Source organism: Agriterribacter sp., assembly GCF_035444585.1.
In the GTDB taxonomy this organism is placed as follows: domain Bacteria; phylum Bacteroidota; class Bacteroidia; order Chitinophagales; family Chitinophagaceae; genus Agriterribacter.
On sequence record NZ_DAOMOZ010000071.1, the window covers coordinates 1 to 20,572 of the forward strand.

General features: G+C 45.2%; 14 protein-coding genes. 9 read left to right on the plus strand and 5 right to left on the minus strand.

Going from position 1 to position 20,572, the window contains the following annotated elements:
* The 5 genes from PLH26_RS09655 to PLH26_RS09675 all read left to right on the plus strand — a co-directional run.
* Positions 1–690, plus strand: a 690-nt coding sequence (locus PLH26_RS09655; protein WP_324585807.1) for a glycoside hydrolase family 97 C-terminal domain-containing protein, incomplete at its 5' end; no start/stop codon positions are given.
* Positions 691–906: 216 nt separating this feature from the next.
* Positions 907–3,084, plus strand: a complete 2,178-nt coding sequence (locus tag PLH26_RS09660) for an alpha-galactosidase (RefSeq protein ID WP_324585808.1) — start codon at positions 907–909, stop codon at positions 3,082–3,084.
* 30 nt (positions 3,085–3,114) lie between these two features.
* Entirely contained in the window at positions 3,115–4,227 is a 1,113-nt protein-coding gene (locus PLH26_RS09665; RefSeq protein ID WP_324585809.1) for an aldose epimerase family protein, read from the plus strand.
* Between the two features lie 29 nt (positions 4,228–4,256).
* The gene (locus PLH26_RS09670; RefSeq protein WP_324585810.1) at positions 4,257–7,118 is read left to right on the plus strand and encodes a DUF8487 domain-containing protein; all 2,862 of its coding nucleotides are present in this window, start codon (positions 4,257–4,259) and stop codon (positions 7,116–7,118) included.
* 15 nt (positions 7,119–7,133) lie between these two features.
* Positions 7,134–8,513: a sugar porter family MFS transporter gene (locus PLH26_RS09675; RefSeq protein ID WP_324585811.1), complete on the plus strand. Its 1,380-nt coding sequence runs from the start codon at positions 7,134–7,136 to the stop codon at positions 8,511–8,513.
* A 367-nt stretch (positions 8,514–8,880) separates the two neighbouring features.
* Here PLH26_RS09675 and PLH26_RS09680 read toward each other — a convergent pair whose 3' ends face one another.
* Together PLH26_RS09680 and PLH26_RS09685 are read right to left on the minus strand one after the other, a co-directional pair.
* Positions 8,881–10,065: a hypothetical protein gene (locus PLH26_RS09680; RefSeq protein WP_324585812.1), complete on the minus strand. Its 1,185-nt coding sequence runs from the start codon at positions 10,063–10,065 to the stop codon at positions 8,881–8,883.
* Between the two features lie 176 nt (positions 10,066–10,241).
* The gene (locus tag PLH26_RS09685) at positions 10,242–11,720 is read right to left on the minus strand and encodes a galactose-binding domain-containing protein (protein ID WP_324585813.1); all 1,479 of its coding nucleotides are present in this window, start codon (positions 11,718–11,720) and stop codon (positions 10,242–10,244) included.
* 302 nt (positions 11,721–12,022) lie between these two features.
* Between PLH26_RS09685 and PLH26_RS09690 the strand changes: the two genes are divergently transcribed.
* The 3 genes from PLH26_RS09690 (at position 12,023) to PLH26_RS09700 (ending at position 15,264) form a co-directional block, all read left to right on the plus strand.
* On the plus strand, positions 12,023–12,898 hold the full coding sequence (locus tag PLH26_RS09690) for a carbon-nitrogen hydrolase (protein WP_324585814.1): 876 nt from the start codon (positions 12,023–12,025) through the stop codon (positions 12,896–12,898).
* A gap of 55 nt (positions 12,899–12,953) precedes the next feature.
* Positions 12,954–14,093, plus strand: a complete 1,140-nt coding sequence (locus PLH26_RS09695) for an agmatine deiminase family protein (protein WP_324585815.1) — start codon at positions 12,954–12,956, stop codon at positions 14,091–14,093.
* A 229-nt stretch (positions 14,094–14,322) separates the two neighbouring features.
* Positions 14,323–15,264, plus strand: a complete 942-nt coding sequence (locus PLH26_RS09700) for a hypothetical protein (protein ID WP_324585816.1) — start codon at positions 14,323–14,325, stop codon at positions 15,262–15,264.
* Positions 15,265–15,932: 668 nt separating this feature from the next.
* Here PLH26_RS09700 and PLH26_RS09705 read toward each other — a convergent pair.
* Positions 15,933–17,192: a BaiN/RdsA family NAD(P)/FAD-dependent oxidoreductase gene (locus PLH26_RS09705; protein ID WP_324585817.1), complete on the minus strand. Its 1,260-nt coding sequence runs from the start codon at positions 17,190–17,192 to the stop codon at positions 15,933–15,935.
* A gap of 54 nt (positions 17,193–17,246) precedes the next feature.
* On the opposite strand from PLH26_RS09705, the gene PLH26_RS09710 reads away from it, so the two are divergent.
* Positions 17,247–18,437: a 1-acyl-sn-glycerol-3-phosphate acyltransferase gene (locus PLH26_RS09710; protein WP_324585818.1), complete on the plus strand. Its 1,191-nt coding sequence runs from the start codon at positions 17,247–17,249 to the stop codon at positions 18,435–18,437.
* On the opposite strand, the gene map is transcribed toward PLH26_RS09710, so the two are convergent.
* Positions 18,434–19,237, minus strand: coding sequence for a type I methionyl aminopeptidase (gene map / locus PLH26_RS09715; RefSeq protein WP_324585819.1), 804 nt, complete (start codon positions 19,235–19,237; stop codon positions 18,434–18,436). The two genes, PLH26_RS09710 and map, sit on opposite strands and share 4 nt — an antisense overlap.
* A 2-nt stretch (positions 19,238–19,239) precedes the next feature.
* On the minus strand, positions 19,240–20,572 hold a 1,333-nt coding region (gene secY, locus PLH26_RS09720; protein ID WP_324585820.1), incomplete at its 5' end, for a preprotein translocase subunit SecY.

Consider the following 20,572-nt stretch of genomic DNA (forward strand, 5'->3'; position numbering starts at 1 on the left):
GCTGCAGAAAAAAAGATGGTGGTCAATTTTCACGGAGCCTACAAGCCCTGCGGATTAAGCCGCAAATACCCGAACGTACTGACCCGGGAAGCGCTGATCGAATTTGAGCAAAGCGGTGTATCTTATAATGACAATCCCACGCACCATAATCTTTTGCCCTATATCCGCATGTTTACCGGTGCAATGGATTATATCCCCGCTACTACACGCAACGCAAACAAAAATGATTTCAAACCTGTCGGGCACTATCCGATGGGCTGGGGCACCCGGGCGCATGCAATGGCTTTGTTTGTTATTTTAAATAGCCCCATGACGATGTTGCCCGGCTCACCCTCCGATTATTACCGCGAGAAAGAATGCACTGACTTCCTGTCAAAAATACCGGTTGAGTGGGATGAAACAAGACTTCTAAAAGGTAAGATCGGCAAATATACCGTGTTAGCCAGAAGGTCAGGAAACGACTGGCATATTGGGGCGATAACCAATGATGACCGCCGAACATTAGTGCTATCCACCGATTTTTTGAAGCCCGGCAAATACCGTATAGAAACAATTGAAGACGGCATAAATGCAGGCACCGCTGCAACCGATTATAAACTATCACAGCGCCAGGTTAATGCAGGAGAAACGCTGAAGATTGAACTGGCGCCGGGCGGTGGCTGGCTGGCAAGGATCACTCCCGAACAATAAGCAATTGCAGCAACAAAAACATTCGAACAGGAACATACAACGCGCTAAACAGCTAAATGGAATTATTAAAAAAGAAAAAATTTTAAGTCGTGCCGGGGCTTCATCGAAGCGGTTGCGGGATAGACAGACCCTGGCGCCGGATAATCGCCGGGAACTCCTCTCCCACACCGTTGCAAGCCTGTGAAGATCCGCCGGGAATACTAAAATAATTTATTTATGAAAATAATGATCCTTTACATTGCGGCTGTTTTTTCCTTTGCATCTCTGCAGGCAAACGCAAAGCAGTCTGCAGATTCTGTGATCATCTCCACGGAAAGTCCCGGGGGCTGGATGATCCGCACAAACGCTTCCGTTTACCAGATAATCCTTACTAAAGAGGGCAGGGTGCAACAAGCTTATTTCGGACCAAAGGCACAGCTGGCTTTTCATCAAAAAAAAATTAATGCAGCGGATGAGATTCCGGTAAGAGGAGCCTTCCCAACCAAAACACCTTTACTTGAAGTGGTGTTTGCAGATAATGTGCGCGATGCCGAATTAACGTTCGTGAACGCTGAGGTGTTGCAGATAGAGGGTCGACAAACTTTAAAGATCACACAAAAAGACAAATACTATCCGCTGGAAATTGCTTCGTTCATCCGCGTGCTGCCGGAATTTGACATCCTCGAAAAATGGGTGGCTGTAAAAAATACAGGCAAAAAAAATAATATTAAAATAGAGAACCTGCAATCCGCTTCCATCAGCCTTCCTCCCGACCGGTACGATCTTACACACATGGCCGGGGCTTGGGGACACGAGTTTCAACTGCGCAATACAACATTGACCGAAGGTGTAAAAACCCTGCAGGCAAGAGATTTTAAATCGTTCGACAATCCAAACTGGTTCATGGTCCGCCCGGCTGATGAAACCGCAGATGTATCAGGAGCTGCATGGTTCGGCACTTTGCAATACAGCGGCAACTGGAGAATTGATTTTGATAAAGCATTCAACGGAAGATTACAAATTACGGGAGGTATTAACTTCTGGGATACCGATTGGACGCTGAAACCGGGAACTGCTTTTGAAACACCCAGGTTCATTGTAGGCTATACCCGTTCTGGTTCTGAAGGTGCAGCCCAGAATTTAACGGCATACATTCGTAAAATGGTTTTGCCGGCACCATGGCGCGATAAACCGAAGCCGGTATTATACAACAGCTGGTATGCTACCACCTTCAATGTAAATGAAGAACAGCAACTGGCGCTGGCTGAAATTGCAAAAGAAATAGGTGTTGAATTATTTGTGATTGATGACGGGTGGTTTAAAGGAAGGAATGATGACCATGCAGCGCTGGGCGACTGGACGGTGGACAGGAAAAAATTCCCGAACGGACTGCAGCCCATGATCAAAAAGATCAATGATATGGGAATGGATTTTGGCATATGGGTAGAGCCGGAAATGGTGAACCCCAACAGCGATCTGTACAGGGCGCATCCCGATTGGGTGTTTCATTTTCCAAACCGAACCCGCCATGAGGGAAGACACCAGCTGATGCTGAACCTGGGCAGGGAGGATGTGTACCGGTATTTATTAAAATCGCTGTCAACACTTTTAAGTGAAAATAATATTAAGTTTATCAAGTGGGATCATAACCGTACTTTATCGGAGCCCGGATGGCCTGATGCGCCTGTAAACGAGCAACGTGAGGTGCGCATCAGGTATATCGCTAACCTGTACAGGTTGATAGATACGCTCCGTACCCGATTTCCTGATGTACAGTTTGAAGACTGCTCCAGCGGTGGCGGACGCATTGACCTGGGGATGCTGTCGAGGATGGATCAGGCCTGGACAAGCGACAATACAGATCCGGTAGACAGGCTGTTCATCCAATACGGGTATTTAAGCGCCTTCCCTGCCAATACAATGGTATCCTGGGTAACACATGAAGACTGGCATGCACTGAAGCCCGGGCTCGATTACAAATTTGATGTAGCCATGAGCGGAGTGCTGGGCATCGGGTACGATATCACCAAATGGACAGAGGAGGAAAAAAAGCTGGCTAAAACAAAAATTGCGAAATATAAGGATATCCGTAACCTTGTGCAGTTCGGTACTTTGCACAGGTTGATTTCACCCTTTGAAAACAACAGATCGGCATTGCAATATATAGCCGGAGACCAATCTTCAGCAGTAATATTTTGCTATAATATGGCGGAATACCTCAATGGCAGCACAACGCAATCACAGAAAGCCGGTATACTGAAATTACGGGGACTGGATCCTGGCGCATTTTACAACATACCCGAATTGAATAACGTGGTATACAGGGGAGATTTTTTGATGAACGTGGGAATTGCCTGGCCGGTAAAAGGAGCTTATAAAAGTATGATATTGCAAATACAAAAGACAAAACAATAGCAATTGTGCAATGCGATAAACGGCCACCAAATGGAATTATTAAAAAAGGAAAACTTCAGCAGTACCATCAATGGTGCAGCAGTAAAATTGTTTACACTGCGCAACAAAAACGGTTGTGTTGCCCAGTTCACCAATTACGGCGCACGCTGGCTGTGTATGTGGGTGCCCGACAGGAATGGCAAATGGGATGATGTGATCTTAGGTTTCGATAACATAAATGACTATCTCACAGCTAAAGAAAAATATTACGGCGCCGTAATAGGCAGGGTCTGCGGACGCATAGGCGGCGCACAATTCTCTTTGAATGGTATCAGGTATTCATTATCTGAAAACGATATTTTTGGTAAGCCGGTAAAAAACCATTTGCACGGAGGCATTAACGGCTTCAGCTTCCGGGTGTGGGATGCCGAAGTGGCAAAAAACAAGGACGGTGAAGAATCGCTGGCGCTGCATTACTTCTCAAAAGATAGAGAGGAAGGCTATCCCGGCAACCTCGAAGTAAAGGTTACCTACACCCTCAGCGATGATAATGCCATACATATCCGCTATACTGCAGGCTGCGACCGGCCAACGGTTATCAACCTCACCAACCATGCTTATTTTAACCTGAGTGGAAATATGGAACAAAGCGTTGTGGAGCATTCTCTTTTCATCAATGCCGCCAAAGCTATTGAATGCAATGAGGAACTTATTCCTACAGGTAAAATTGTTTCAATAAAAAATACGCCGCTCGATTTTATGCAACCTGCAACGATCGGGCTCCGGATCCATGAAAACGTTCCCGGTCAATTGTTTGCAGGTAAAGGATATGCGGTTACCTATATCCTGAACCCGTCAGGGGAAACGGCACCATTGAGTGCCCGGGTAACAGAGAAAAAAAGCGGTAGGGCCCTGGAAGTATATACTACCCAGACCTGCCTCCAGTTGTATAATGCCTGGTTGTTCGACGGAAGTGACACCGGAAAAAACGGATGCCGGTACCATTCAGGCGCCGGATTGGCATTGGAAACCCAGGGCTATACCGATGCACCCAATCATTCCGGCTTCCCTCCTGTTTCGCTAACGCCGGGAAGGGAATACAACCAGCAAACCATTTATAAATTCCTGGTGCAGCCGGATGCACAAACTATACCGTTATTATAATTGTATCATTAATTCCTTACTTCAAATTCATGTTGGCTTCAGGCATTATCAATAAGATCTTCTTCCCGGCAATAACGCTCATACTGCAGCTGGCGCTGGGCAATGCAACCGCTTCTGCGCAAACACACCGTATAGATCTGGCGGGTATATGGTCTTTCCGGATTGATTCTTTGGATAAAGGAGCTGAAGAGCAATGGTACCGTCAATCACTGGAAGACACGATCATCCTGCCGGGCTCAATGACCACCAACGGCAAGGGCAATGATATTTCGGTGCACACGCCATGGACAGGAAGCATTGTGGATTCATCATGGTTCGTTGAACCGGAATATGCAGCTTACCGCCAGCCTGGCAATATCAAGGTCCCGTTCTGGCTGCAGCCTGTAAAATATTATAAAGGCGCTGCCTGGTACCAGAAAACGGTAGAGATCCCCGCAGCATGGAAAGGCAGGCGCATAGAGCTGTTCATAGAACGAAGCCATTGGGAAACTACCGTGTGGATTGATGATCAGCAGGCGGGCATGGCCAACAGCCTCGGCACGCCACATGTTTTTGACCTGTCCAAAGCATTAATACCCGGCACACACCGGGTCACTATCCGTGTTGACAATCGCATTAAAGCAATCGACGTGGGCAAGAATTCACACAGCATCTCCGACCATACGCAAAGCAACTGGAACGGGATGGTTGGAAAGCTGTTCATTGCTGCCCGGCCAACCCTGTTCATTGATGATGTGCAGTTGTACCCTGATATTCATAAAAAGCAGGTAACGGCACGAATAAAGGTCAGTAACGAAGCAGGTCAAACTGGCAGAGCTGAGATACATCTGCTGGCCACCGCAGGCATGGCAAAGGCAGAACAGCTAAAGCCTATGGTAAAGTCAATAGCGTTGCAAAAGGGGATCAATACAGTGGAAGTGGTATACCCTATGGGCAACCGCCCTTTGTTGTGGGATGAATTTAACCCCAACCTGTATGCCCTGTCTGTGCAGTTAAACGGCAGTATGGGAACAGATGCAAGAACAACCAGCTTCGGCATGCGCGAGTTTGCCGCCAAAGGAACACAGTTCACCATAAATGGCCGGCTCACTTTTCTGCGGGGAACCCTGGAATGCGCCATCTTTCCCGAAACAGGTTATCCGCCAACAGATGTGGCGTCGTGGATGCGCATTTTTAAGGTAGCAAAGTCGTATGGATTGAACCACATGCGTTTTCACTCATGGTGCCCACCGGAAGCTGCTTTTGATGCGGCAGACCGTTCCGGCTTTTACCTGCATGTGGAAGCCAGCTCCTGGGCCAACCAGGGAGCTGTGATCGGAGATGGAAAACCGCTTGATAAATACATTTATGCCGAAACGGAACGTATGGTAAGAGCCTATGGCAACCATCCCTCCTTTTGTATGCTGGCTTACGGGAACGAGCCTGCGGGCAAACATCATAAGCAATACCTCACGGATTACGTGAATTACTGGAAAAAGAAAGACTCCCGCAGGCTGTATACTACCGCAGCCGGGTGGCCGGTGATCCCCGAAAACGATTTCAACAGCACGCCCGACCCGAGGATACAGGGATGGGGACAGGGGCTGCAAAGCATCATCAACGGTCAGGCACCGAAAAGCAATTACGACTGGACAGATATCATTTCCAAATGGGAGCATCCCACGGTGAGCCATGAAATTGGCCAGTGGTGTGTTTATCCCGACCTTAAGGAGATAAAGCGATATACAGGCGTACTTAAAGCCAGGAACTTCGAGATCTTTCAGCAATCGTTGAAGGACCACGGTATGGCTCATTTGGCCGACAGCTTTTTACTGGCATCAGGAAAGTTACAGGCTTTATGTTACAAAGCCGATATAGAGGCAGCATTGCGTACACCGGGCTTCGGCGGCTTTCAATTGCTCGACCTGCACGACTTTCCCGGGCAGGGAACCGCGCTCGTTGGCGTATTAAATCCATTCTGGGAAGACAAGGGATATATCACCGGTAAGGAATACAGCCGCTTTTGCAATGCAACTGTTCCGCTGGCAAGATTTCCCAAAATGATATACCGCAACAATGAAATATTATCCGTACCTGTTGAAATAGCTCATTTCGGAAAAACGGCTCTAAAAAACATAACCCCTTCCTGGGAGGTTAAAGATATTTCAGGAAAGATCCTTTTCAGGGGGCAGCTTCCGGAAAAGAACATCCCGTTAGGCAACGGCATCCCGTTAGGCGAAATAAGGCAGGCCTTATCTGATGTGCTGCAGCCGCAACAACTTGTACTGACCGTTTCTGTAGGAGCCCATCAAAACTCCTGGGATTTCTTTGTGTATCCTTCATACGTATCAGAGCCGGATGAAGCTATACTTGTAACACAGCAGTTGGATGAAAACGCCCTGGCAACGCTTCATAAAGGAGGAAAAGTGCTGCTCACATTGAAGAAAGGTTCCGTAAAGCCGGAGAAAGGCGGATCCGTTGCCATAGGATTTTCAAGCATCTTCTGGAACACCGCCTGGACGGGCGGTCAACCACCGCATACGCTGGGTATTTTATGCAACCCCCGGCATCCTGCTCTTGCAGCATTTCCAACAGCATATCACAGCAACTGGCAATGGTGGGATGCCATGAGCCACTCCAATGCCGTAATGCTCGATTCTGTTTCCGGCGGATTGGAGCCGATCGTAAGGGTAATTGACGACTGGGTGACCAACCGTTCACTGGGACTGATCTTTGAATGCAGGACCGGAGGTGGCAGGCTGATCGTTTCGTCCATTGATTTGCTTCAGCAACAGGAAGCCAGGCCGGAAGCACAGCAGCTTTTATTCAGCCTGAAAAAATATATGGGATCTGCAGCTTTTGACCCGTTACGAGAAGTGGATATCCATACCATCAGATCATTAATAAAATGAATTCACATTCCCAATATGGCAACTATTATTCCGTCTCAAAATACAAGCGTTTCCGATACATCAAAGCACAGGTTCAACACTTCCTATATTTTGGGCATCTCTTTCGTTTCTGCTTTGGGAGGATACCTGTTTGGTTTTGATTTTGCGGTGATATCGGGTGCACTTCCCTTTCTGGAAAAAGCTTTTGAACTGAATGCATACTGGGAAGGGTTTGCCACCGGGAGCCTGGCGCTGGGCGCCGTACTGGGTTGTTTTTGTGCCGGCAGAATAGCCGACAGGTCGGGGCGCAGGCCCGGCCTATTGGTAGCCGCGCTCATCTTTGCCGTATCTTCATTGGGCATGGCGTTCTCGCCAACGAGAGACATCTTTATATTGGCCAGGTTTTGTGCAGGCATAGGAGTAGGCATGGCATCCATGCTATCGCCTATGTATATCGCCGAGATCTCCCCGGCGCATTTGCGTGGCCGCATGGTAGCAATCAACCAGCTCACCATCGTGTTCGGTATACTCTTTACGAACCTCATCAATTATTTGTTGCGCAATACGGGTAATGATGCATGGCGATGGATGTTCGGGCTGGGCTTCGTTCCCTCTGTACTTTTCTTCGCAGGAGCACTGTGGTTGCCGGAGAGCCCCAGATGGCTGGTTAAAGCGGGCAGGCAACATAAGGCCGGCGAAATACTGAACAAGATCGGAGATGCGAATTTTGCCCGTCAGTCGCTGAGCGATATTGAAGGATCTTTGTCCGGCATAACCAAAACCAATTTTTCAGACGTGTTTAAAAAAGGCGTAATGCCCGCAGTGCTGGTGGGGATCGGGCTGGCCGTGTTTCAGCGATTGTGCGGCATAAACACCGTTTTCAATTATGCACCCAAAATTTTCGAGAGCATCGGCGCTTCGCAGGATGATCAGTTGCTGCAAACGGTATTCATCGGCGGAGTAAACCTCGTATTTACCATCATTGCCATGCTGCTGGTAGATAAGCTTGGCCGTAAACCCCTGATGCTGACCGGAGCCGCCGGACTGGCTGTTTTGTATATCATCGTTGCGCAACTGCTGGGCAGCCAGTTTGCCGGTGTTTCGTGGTTTTTATTGGCCGCCATAGGCATGTACGCGCTCTCACTGGCGCCGGTAACCTGGGTGCTGATCTCTGAGATCTTTCCCAACCGGGTGAGAGGAGAAGCTACCTCCATTGCAGTGGTGAGCCTGTGGATCTCTTATTTTATCCTCGTCTTTACCTTTCCCGTTATTTTTGAAAAAATGCAGGACAAATCATTCTACATCTATTCGGCGGTATGTGTAGCGGGTTTTATTTTTGTATGGTTGAAGGTGAAGGAAACAAAAGGCAAAACACTGGAAGAGCTGGAACATATCATGACAGGGAACAATGCATAGAAAATGCAGATCAAAGCAATACCCTGTTCTTTAGCAGGTGCCGGATATCGGGCTTCTTCCTCGTTCGGTTTTTCCATAACCAGTTTTAAATCAGTTAAATCCCTTTTCAAACAGCGATGGAAAAATCAATACACTATTTTCTTTTTATAATTACGATACTGAGCGGCTCTTATACAATGGCACAGCAATTCTGCCGATCTGCCGACAGGGTAAATTTTACATCAGCAAAACAAACAACATCGGACCCGGCACAGAATTTTTAAAAATGGGCAGCATTTTCTCTACAATATGGATAGATGAAGGCATACTGTATTTTGGCAGCGCAGATGGATACATTTATGCAATTGGATAGCTGCATCTCTCCTTTTTACTTCTCAAACGGAGAGGATGCCTTTCCTGTCCAGCGATACAACTGAAGATTGCAATATTGCTTTTTATTACTGGTTACGCCGTTTTGGGAAATATAGAAATAGCCGTTACCCAGCGAATGGATGCCGGTGGCGCCCCATTTATAATGCCACCCGTATATGCCGCTTTTTTCATCGTGCATACCCGCTTTTGCCAGTTGCAGCACTTCGCCTTCCTCTGTGCTGTCAAATCCTTTTAATGTTTGCAGCACCGGACTTTGAGCGCCGTTTATGGCAAACAGGCTGTAATTGGGGAACGCTGATTTTTTGCCGGGATAAACGGCAGCAAGCCAATAGCCGGTATTCGCATCGTACTCTAAGTTTTGAATACCATAGGTTGTATTGCCTGTGTAAAGAAAATATTTGTTAAGGGGTTTGTCAGGCCCGGTCAAATCAAAATGGCTTTGTGACAAGGGCCGCTCGTACTGCTTTAAGCTCTTTACATCGTAATGCAGGATCACCTGGTAATCGTTGTCGGTGCGTGAGGTATCACCATATACTCCATAAGTGAGGTTCAGAAAGCCCTTTCCCTGTTTTTGCCCAAACTGAGGGCCAAAAGCAATACCGTCTATGCCGCTGCATCCATAACGATGTTGTACCTGCTTACCGCTGTTCATTACCATTGCGTTATAATCATCAACCACTTCTTTTAAATAAACAGTGCTGAGAACGTTGTTTTCTTCAGCGTTCATAGCCGACCGGGTGATCTTTTCCCCGTCAAAAATCGCTATATAGAAAGAGTTTTCATTTTCACCCGTTTTCGATTCGTTTCCCAATCCCTTTAAAATCCCTTTTCCTATTTTATCATTTTTATACTCCAGGGAAGCATAGATGCGCCCGTCAGCAGGATTGATATCCAGGCAGCCCAGGTGCCCGAGGAAGCCATCAACGCTCCCGATGATCTCTCCCTTTAAGTTGGTCTTTACCAGGCTTGTAGTAAACGAAAAATAAGCACACCCGCGTTTAACATCCACAGCAATACCCTGTACATGAAAATTATTTCCTTCAATGTAGATGTTATGAGGAAGATCGTTTATGGAAAACTGTTCGTTATTGTTGCCGGCTTGTTGACCTTTCTGAACAGCATTACAAGCCCATACAGCAAAGATCGCCAGGCATAATGCCAGTTTATTTCTGATACTCATACACGATAAATGTATGATATAAATGTTCATTTTCTTCAAGCATTTCTTTGTGGCAGAATTGATTTTCTTTTTGAGCAGGCACCCCGGCTACGGCTGAAAGTGAGTTGAAATAAATATAAAAAAACGACCGGTCGTACAAAACCGGTCGCTGAAAAATCGGGATATAACGAAACTGTTTACCTGCTGATAATGATCTGCCCCGAACGGACAGGCTGGTTTCCTTCGAGCACCTGCAATATATAAGTGCCCGCACTAAGATGCCCGTTCAGCTTCAGTTCTGCTGTTCTGTTTTTTGCGTTCATTTCATGTTGCTCAATTATTTTACCTGTAATGGTAAGCAGGCGAATTGTAAGCTTGTTTTGCCCGGTATTGTCTAATTCAACCCGTATTGTATTTCCGGTTACGGGATTGGGAGAAATGGTAAAATTTCTTTCCTCTGCAAACCTAACGCTCACTGCATCCGAATACAATGTTTTTTCACCGGTTTCGGTATATTCCAGCCTGTAATAGTTTATGCCTGCAAGCGGGGATCCATCCACATAATCATAGCTGTTGGAAATACCATTGGTTCCCGTGGGATAATATAATTTTCCGATGGTAATAAAATCAACCCCATTATTGCTGCGCTGTATATTGAACCGGCTTTCTGCATCCATGCTTGCATTCCAAAGCAATTGAACGGTCTTCCCTTTTTTTACCGCTGCAAAATCGGTGAGCGTAATGGGTAGAATGGCATTGGGGCCGAACACTTCAAATTCATACAAAGAGTAGCCATAGCCGGTATTGCGGGTTATACCGTGCATCCGCACATACCTGCCGGTTACCGACGGACTGATCATAATATCATTGATATACCGGGTAGGTGAATTATCGGTTACAGAAGCTGCTGTTGACCAGCTAAGCCCGTCGGCAGACACTTCAATATCAAAATCGTTCCCGTTCGCTACTTCCCAGTATAATTTTACTTCTCTTATTTCATAAGATGCACCGAGATCAACGGCAATCCATTCATCATCGTTATAGGTGCTCGACCAACGCCCGTATTCAACATTATTCCCGTCACGCGCCTTTCCGTTGATCACATTGGTACCCAGTCCGTCAAAAGACCAGTTGGGTGTATTGGCATCATTCTCATTGGAAGAGGATGAGCCTGTTTTACCCAAAGCAAGATTTATAGTGGGGATATTTACCTGGGGAGTACCATATGCTTCAAACTCAAATAATGAGAACCCCCACTGTGTTCCGCGAACCAGCCCGTTCATCCTTATGAAACGCCCGGCGTATCCCGTCAGATCAATGGTGTTGGTAAGACTAATATTATTGGTTACGGAACTGGCTATTGTCCAGTTTACGGCATCGTCCGAAACTTCAATATTGAAATCGCGGCCCAAAGCTGCTTCCCAGAACAATTTTACCTCTGTAAGATCATAAGGCTGGCCGAGGTCAATGTATATCCATTGGTTGTTTTGATATGCACTCGCCCAGCGTGTGCCATAATTCCCATCCACAGCATTTGCCGGTAATAATCCATTGTTTTCATCTGAGGATGAAACAGCGTTTTTTCCTACTGCAATATTGGTTTGTGCGGGTGCAATACCGGCTGATAAAAGTGAAACAAAAAACAAAAAAAGCAAGGAGTAGATCTTTAATGTCATAAACGTTAAATTTTGGTGACTGATCAGGCTTTAGACATAGCGTATGATGATTTTACAGATGATCTTTAATAAGTGTAATTATTTTATATAATAAATGTATACACTTAATAAAAATAAGATTATTTTCAAACAATAAGTGTAAATACTTAAAAAAATTAATGACTATCTATTATTAAGTAATTTATCTGAAATCTATAATCGGAAGGGCAGAACAGCAACCAGCGCTTCCGGGGGTTAATAACAGGAAATAAGCGCCATACTGAATATTAAGGTTAATTTTGCGGGTCTTTAAGCCATTACTTATGCATAATATCAACATTGGACTGGTTCAAATGAGCTGCACGGCAAACAAGCAGGAGAACCTGGAAAAGGCGATCACAAAGATTCGTGAAGCCGCTCAAAAAGGAGCGCAGATCGTATGCCTGCAGGAATTGTTCACTTCGCTTTATTTTTGTGATGAGGAGGATTATGAAAATTTCAAGCTGGCTGAGCCCATTCCGGGTCCCTCAACAGAAGCGCTGGCCAGGGTAGCCAAAGAAGCCGGCGTGGTGATCATTGCATCCTTATTCGAAAAAAGAACGGAGGGATTGTATCATAATACCACAGCCGTGCTTGATGCAGACGGAACTTATTTGGGTAAATACCGCAAAATGCATATTCCGGATGACCCGGCCTATTATGAAAAATTTTATTTTACACCCGGCGACACGGGATACCGGGTATTTAAAACTAAATTTTGTACCATTGGTGTATTGATATGCTGGGATCAGTGGTATCCCGAAGCTGCCCGCATAACCGCACTTATGGGAGCAGAAATATTATTTTATCCTACGGCTATAGGGTGGGCCGCCTCGCAGGACGAAGCCACTAATACAGAGCAATACAATGCATGGCAAACCATACAACGCAGTCATGCTGTTGCCAATGGCGTACACGTGGTAAGCGTGAACAGGGTAGGAGCTGAACAGGAAGGGAACATGAAATTCTGGGGCGGATCTTTTGTTGCCAACCCGTTCGGGACAATACTATACCAAGCTCCCCACGACAGGGAAGAAGTGCATGTAATAACACTCGACACTTCAAAAACCGACCAGTACCGTACGCACTGGCCTTTTTTGCGCGATCGCAGAATTGACAGCTACCAGCCTATTACTAAAAGATATATAGACCAGGATTAGCATTGCCCGAAAAAAAATACATCATTTCTATATACAACATCAATCAAAAGCAAAATTGAAATTCAGATATACACCATTCCGCTCATTGAATGCCGGGTCATCCGGACTTTCTGATACCAATGCCTCCGGGCCTGCAGCACCGGGGCTCCCCGCATTTAAAACACCTAAAAAGCTGGGTTATTATTTCCCGGCAGAGTTTGCACCGCACAGTGCTACCTGGTTAAGCTGGCCGCATAAAGAAGCGTCGTGGCCGGGAAAGATAAATGACATTTATCCTTATTATGCGCAATTTATAAAGGCAGTGAGTGAGGGAGAAAAAGTAAACATTAATGTAAATGACGAAGCCATGAAGTCATTTGCTGTTCAGTGTCTTGAAGATGCTGATGTTGACCTGGCTAAAATATCATTTTTCATTCACCCTACCAATGATGCCTGGTGCAGGGATCACGGGCCGGCATTCCTTATTAACCCGGAAGCAGATCATAAAAAGATAATCGTTGACTGGGGCTATAATGCATGGGGCAACAAGTACCCGCCTTATGACCTGGATGATGTGATCCCGACTTTAATAGCCAATCAATACAATATTCCTGTATTTCACCCTGGTATTGTTATGGAGGGCGGATCGGTTGAATTTAACGGGCGGGGAACCATCTTAACTTCTACGGCCTGCCTGCTCAATCCTAACCGCAATCCGCAACTCAGCCGGCAGCAAATTGAAGCCTACCTGTGCCATTATTACGGGGCCGAACAAATATTATGGGTGAGTGAAGGCATAGTGGGCGATGACACGGACGGTCACATTGACGATACGGTACGTTTTGTTAATGAAGATACTGTACTTACCGTTGTGGAGAAAAACAGGTCAGACGAAAACTATGAGCTTCTCCAAACCAACCTGAAGGAATTGAAACAAATGCGCCTGCTCAATGGCAAACAGCTCAATATCATAGAGCTGCCTATGCCTGATGCAGTTGTGTATGAAGGGCAGCGTTTGCCTGCATCTTATGCCAATTTTTATATCGCCAATGCCGCAGTTATTGTTCCAACTTACAGGTGCAGACAGGATGATAAAGCCCTCCAGATCATCCGGGAATGCTTTCGGGACAGAAAGATAGTGGGCATTGATTCCACTGATCTTATCTGGGGACTGGGAAGCTTTCATTGCTTAAGCCAGCAGGAACCGCTTGTGTAAGTTGCAGGAGTGGGGGTACAGGTTGCCGGGTACAAGTTAGTTACAGGTTACAAGAAAGTTTCCGTGACCCTGAAACCTGATACCTCATACCTCATACCTGATACCTCATACCTGATACCTCATACCTGATACCTCATACCCACTTTACCAAAACTTTAAGCACTAACCATTCCTGTTTACCGTTCATAAAAAGCATTGTTTGTAATTTCGTTATCTTACAGGGTTACACATGAAAAACATTTTTCCATATCTTTTTTTCTTATGTGCGGGCAGCGGTGCATTTAGCGCTTTTGCGCAAACCGCTAAAAGCAGTTTTCTCACGGAAATGGCCATGCGTGAAGATTCTATGAAGCCTTACGCTTTCGATATTGTAAATGCGCACCAGGCAGCAGAACGGTTTCGCGCAGATAGTATTTTTACCCGTATGCTGGTAAGGGCTTTAAAAGAAAAGCATTCCTTCTCCTACCCTTTCGATTCACTCCAAACCATATCCCGGCTGTATGCGCCCGACAGCAGCTTCCGCATCTTTACCTGGCAACTGGTAAAGGATGAAGCCACATTCCGGCGTCATGGGGCCATACAAATGAATACTGCCGACGGTTCATTGCTATTATACCCGCTCCTCGATAAAACAGAGCTTGTAAAAGACATTAACAATGCCATAACGGATAATGAAGAATGGGTTGGCGCACTTTATTATAAAATAATCCAGACCACTTACCAGGATAAAAATTTCTATACGCTTTTAGGTTATGATGAGAATAGTTTCAGAAGCACCAAAAAACGCATTGAGGTACTGACTTTCAACAACGGCAAACCCGTGTTCGGCGGACCGTTTTTTAGTTTTGAGGAGGACAGCCTGCCAAAGCCTGTTCAGTCGAGGTTTTCAATTGAGTATAAAAAAGAGGGCAATGGCAGTATAAAGTACGATAAAGAACTGGACATTATTATATTTGATCATCTCATTCCGGAAAATAATCAACCGGAAAAAAAATATACCTATATACCCGATGGAGATTATGAAGGATTTAAATGGGAAAACGGCAAATGGGTGCATATAGATAAGGTATTTACATTTAAGCTGCAGGATGGCCAGGCGCCTGTTGAACGACCGGTACGGGAAGGAAAATTAGATATATTACCTTCCCCGGGAAGAAAAAAGAACAGGTAAAGCTATAGTAAACAACATACTGTTTCTCTTTTAACGGCCCCATATACATTTTCATCAAATTAAAACTTTTGCGATAATAATCGCAAAATTCATGAAAATGATCGTCCGTCAGTTAGAATTGGAAATTCTGAAAAACATCAAGGATCAGAATGATACAGGCACTTTGTGGGAAAATTTCATGATTACAGAGCGGATGAAACGCAATGCCTAAAACAATTATTGCGTAAATATTTCAAAAGAAAACTACCAGGAATTTATTTTATGACTCCAATGAATTTCTGCATTCCATCTTAGTACCTCCACCGGCGAAAATGATATGCCCTACTTTTTTGTTTTTCCTTCTGTTACTTTTTGTGGAAAAAGTAACCAAAAGCCCCGCCTGAAAGATCTTCAGATCGGGCAGGCACCCGAAAACGATTAGGTCCCGTTTTCGGGAAGGAGCCCTGATTTAGCTTTGGTGCTACTGTCACTTCAACTACATTACCAACTTATTATCGTTGACGATAAGCGAATCATAGCAGCGTCTACAATAGCAATGAAGCCCAACCGAAGCGAGTATATTCCATATTTTTCAGATACTCGCCTGTTTCATTAATTTGAAATGCGCTCTCAGGAAATTAATAGAAAATGATTATCTGCCGGTTAGAATCGTAAATCTTCCTTATAGATCAGGTTCCCGCCATCCGGGCAATTGCACTGGCAGCGATCCACCCGCTTGTCCATGCATGTTGAAAATTAAAGCCGCCCGTAATGCCATCAACGTTCATTATCTCGCCGGCAAAGAATAACCCCGGATGTTTTTTACTTTGCATGGTATTTACGTCTATCTCCGACAGGTTTATTCCACCACAGGTAACAAATTCTTCTTTAAAAGTGGTTTTCCCTTTTACTTCAAAAGGTGCAGCGGTAAGCAATTGTATCAATGTATTTTGCTGTGCAGACAGCAACTCACTCCAGCGTAGGGTTTCAGTAATATTACTTTGCTGAAGCAGGTAATGCCATAACCGGGCAGGCAATGCAAAGGGATGATGGAGATATATTTTACCGGCGCCATATTGTTGCCGCCATGCCGGCCACATTTTGCGCAGCTCCTGTTCCGGGAATGCGGGTACCCAATTTACAAGAAGCGTGAAATGATACTCCTTTGCTGCCAGCTCTTTTGCACCCCAGGCGCTGAGGCGCAGTATGCAGGGACCGCTCATACCCCAGTGGGTGATCAGCAACGGACCTTCAGCCATTAATTTTGTTCCGGCAATTTTAGCAACGGTCTTTTCCACGCTTACGCCCATTAAACCGGTGATGGCATTGCTGGGCATATTAAAAGTAAATAAGGAAGGTACGGGTGATTCAATATGGTGCGCTGCGGATTGCAGCCAGTTGTATTGAGAAAGCCTGGGAAAGCCTCCGCAGGCCACGCATACAAAATCTGCATCCAAAGATCCGGAATCCGAAAAACAGATATTGAATCTTTTATCTCCTGTGCGAGGCACCTGTTCTTCATTCATTTTAATTTCCTTCACTCCGGCATTCATGCGTATGTCTACCCCATAGCGACCGGCTTCTTTGAGCAAACATGCAATGATGGTTTCCGAACGGTTGGAGACGGGGAATATTCTACCGTCGCTTTCTGCTTTCAGCGCTACCCCTCTTTCTTCAAACCACCTGATCGTATCGGTTGTAAAAAAATGATGGAATGCTTTTTTTAAAAAATGAGCGCCGCGGGGATAGCCTTTTATCATCTCCCCTATTTCAAAGCAATGATGGGTAACATTGCACCTGCCTCCGCCGCTTACGCTCACCTTCGACAATAATTTATTGCTCTTTTCCAGCAAGATCACTTTTAATGCAGGGTTCATCTTTGCCGCATTAACAGCAGCAAAAAAACCTGCTGCTCCGCCGCCAATTACCGCCAATTGCTTTTGCTTCATTTATTTTTACTTAATTTAACCTGATCAATTCCCAAAATTAAAGCTAAGGCTACTTTGTTTTACTATTGCATAAAATTGCTTGCCCATTGCAGTTTATTGTTCTTTTTCAGAAGAAAGATCAGGTGTGGTTTCCCGCTGCATACATTAAAGGGCCCTGCCATTATTGCTTCCAATCATCCCAATTCCATGCTCGACGCCGTTGTTATCGGCTGCGAATGCAAACAACCCGTACATTTTATGATCAGGAGCGATATGTTCAACAAGCCTGTTTTTCGTTTACTATTAAAATTTTTAAACGGTATACCGGTTTACAGGGCATCGGAAGAAAAAGAAAAGTTAAGAGACAACTTCAGCAGCTTTGACCTTTGCAGGAACATATTGAAAAACAAGGGGATCATTATTATTTTTTCGGAAGGCATTACCGTGCACGAATGGAAGCTTAAGCCTTTAAAAAGCGGTACGGCAAAAATTGTACACCATGCGCTCCATGACCGGGAGCTCAGGCATACACTCCAGGTAGTGCCTGTTGGGTTAACCTATAGCGATTATGAGCACCCGGCTAAAACACTTATTATACAGACAGGGGAAATATTTTATCCCGGGAAGCTCCCATACGATGAACATACCGGCGCGTGGAAGCACGAGTTCAATGCACAACTGCTTCAGCAATTCTATTCGCTAGTTCCGGCCCTGGAAACCAATAAAGAAAAAGTCAAAAACGTATGGCAAGCCATTGTTGCCAATATAACGCTTAAGCATAACTGCAATAACCTGGTCAGGTACATTCATTACCAGGCCGGTCTTTTATCAGCACAGGATTTTGAGTCGCCCGTGCATCAAAAACTAAAAAGATACTTTTTACCGTTGCATTATATTGATTATTGTAAAAGCTATGCTATAGCAGTTCTGTTGTGCATACCTGCATTGGCAGGACTTGTGCTTAACAGCCTGTTTTATTTTCCCATGCGTACTTTTTGCCGGATAAAAACAAAGGGAACGATTTTTTTTGATGCGTTGCTGTTTGGGCTGCTCACCATGATCTATCCCTTATATATATTGCTTGCCTCGGTATTGCTGAATTATTTTACGCCGGCGCCTTTTTGGTCATGGATACTTATCATTCCGCTCACGGGGTGGTGCAGCACAAAATTTTGGGTGCAAACAACGAAAATTAAAAACTACCTTGCCCTGAAGCCTTTGGAGAGAAACTATATACTGGAATTAATAAACCGGCGCGGAAGCTAATAATAAGAAGCATCCAGGTACCCGTTCGCCTTTTCATTGGTCTCTATTTCTGAAAAAGAAGATAATATATCCGGTTTGTTCTTCCGCACACAAACCGTATGTTCGTAATGTGCGGCAGGTTTACCATCTTTTGTTTTCACCGTCCAGCCGTCTTCGTCGTAATACACCTCTTTTTTACCCATGTTGATCATGGGCTCAATAGCGATTACCAGTCCTTCCTTCATTTTTAAACCGGTTCCTCTTTTGCCATAATTGGGCACCTGCGGATCTTCGTGCAACTGCCTGCCCAACCCATGCCCCACCAACTCGCGAACCACTCCATAACCGTGCCTTCTTTCTGTATGTTCCTGAACAGCAAAAGATATATCGCCCACCCTGTTGCCGGCAATTGCTTTTTCCACACCTTTATATAAAGATTCTTTTGTAATCCTGAGCAAGTTCCTTGTATCATCCGTAAGCGTACCTAAAGCAAAGGTATAAGCGCTGTCGCCATGATACCCATTCATAAATACTCCCACATCCACCGATACAATATCACCTTCCTTCAATACTGCATTATTGGGAAAGCCGTGTACAACGGCATCATTTACCGAAATACAACAGGCAAAGGGAAAACCTTTGTAATTTTTAAAAGAAGGAACAGCTCCGTTATCGCGGATGAATTGCTCTGCTAATATATCGGCCTGTAAAGTAGTAACACCGGGCTTTAAAAATTTTGCCACCGTTGCCAGCGTGGCGCTAACCAATAAACAACTTTTACGGATTAACCCGATCTCATCATTCGTTTTATAATAAACCATCTTTATATCGAAACGGGTGAAGTGGTTTGCCTTCCCTGGATGCGACCACTTTTCATCAATCCATCATACTGCCGCATGAGCAAATGTGTTTCAATTTGCTGTAAGGTATCCAATATTACAGCAACCATAATAAGAAGGGAAGTGCCACCATAAAACGAAGCAAACAAGGGCGTTACACCTGTTCTTTGAACAAGCCCCGGCAATATACCTGCAATGGCAAGGAAAAATGCGCCGGGCAAAGTAATCCTGTCCATGATCTGCCCGATATAATCGGCAGTTGGCTGCCCCGGCTTAACGCCCGGGATGAACCCGTTGCTTTGCTTTAAGCTGTCGGATACCTGTTTAGGATTAAATATCAATGCCGTATACAAAAAAGTAAATGCAATTACCATTACGCCATACACCACCATATACCAGGCATTGCTCGGATCAGAAAAGATCCTGGCGATACCCTGCCCGCTCTCAAATGAAGAAAAAGAAATAAGTGTGGGCAGGAACATAATGGCCTGTGCAAAGATGATAGGCATTACACCGGCAGCGTTCACTTTCAGGGGAAGAAACTGCCTTGCCCCGGTGAATTGCCTGTTGCCCACTATTTGTTTTGCATAATTGATGGGGATCTTCCTTACCCCCTGTACCAGAATAACAAGTCCGAGTATAACGGTTATCAATACCGCAATCTCAACAAGGAAGAAGATCAGTCCTCCACCACCTTTTACCTGTTTCGCAGCAAATTCCTGGAACAATCCTTCGGGCAATCTTGCCAAAATTCCCACCATGATAATAATGGAGGTACCGTTGCCCAGGCCTTTGTCCTGAATTTTTTCTCCCAGCCACATCACAAATAAAGTACCTGAAGTAAGGAGCACCACTGTTGATATCCAAAAATAAGGCTGATAGGATTCAATAAGGGCATCGCGGTTTTGATTGGTAAGATATGCCACAAAAGTACCCGCCTGTAATAAAGTTACCGCAGCGGTAAGATAGCGGGTCCACTGATTGATCTTTTTCCTTCCTGTGTCTCCCTCTTTCTGTATTTTCTGCATTTTAGGAACCAGGATGGTCATCAGCTGCATGAAAATTGAAGCAGAAATATAAGGCATGATACCCAAAGCGAGGATAGAGGCATTTGAAAAAGCACCCCCTGCAAAAGTATCAAACAATCCCAGCAGGCCCTGGCTGGCTTTATGTGAAAACTCGGAAAGCTTATTGGGGTCAATACCCGGTAAAACGATGTGTGTGCCAAAACGATATATCAATAGCAGCAGCAAGGTTACCAGTATCTTGTCTCTCAGTTCTTCAATAGTCCAGATATTCTTCAGTGTCTGAATGAAT

Excerpts from the sequence above, each read along its gene's own strand:
- PLH26_RS09665 (WP_324585809.1), top strand. The coding sequence starts at position 3,115 with ATGGAATTATTAAAAAAGGAAAACTTCAGCAGTACCATCAATGGTGCA.
- PLH26_RS09705 (WP_324585817.1), bottom strand. The coding sequence starts at position 17,192 with ATGAAGCAAAAGCAATTGGCGGTAATTGGCGGCGGAGCAGCAGGTTTT.
- map (WP_324585819.1), bottom strand. The coding sequence starts at position 19,237 with ATGGTTTATTATAAAACGAATGATGAGATCGGGTTAATCCGTAAAAGT.
- PLH26_RS09685 (WP_324585813.1), bottom strand. The coding sequence starts at position 11,720 with ATGACATTAAAGATCTACTCCTTGCTTTTTTTGTTTTTTGTTTCACTT.
- PLH26_RS09660 (WP_324585808.1), top strand. The coding sequence starts at position 907 with ATGAAAATAATGATCCTTTACATTGCGGCTGTTTTTTCCTTTGCATCT.
- PLH26_RS09670 (WP_324585810.1), top strand. The coding sequence starts at position 4,257 with ATGTTGGCTTCAGGCATTATCAATAAGATCTTCTTCCCGGCAATAACG.
- PLH26_RS09675 (WP_324585811.1), top strand. The coding sequence starts at position 7,134 with ATGGCAACTATTATTCCGTCTCAAAATACAAGCGTTTCCGATACATCA.
- PLH26_RS09700 (WP_324585816.1), top strand. The coding sequence starts at position 14,323 with ATGAAAAACATTTTTCCATATCTTTTTTTCTTATGTGCGGGCAGCGGT.
- PLH26_RS09690 (WP_324585814.1), top strand. The coding sequence starts at position 12,023 with ATGCATAATATCAACATTGGACTGGTTCAAATGAGCTGCACGGCAAAC.
- PLH26_RS09680 (WP_324585812.1), bottom strand. The coding sequence starts at position 10,065 with ATGAGTATCAGAAATAAACTGGCATTATGCCTGGCGATCTTTGCTGTA.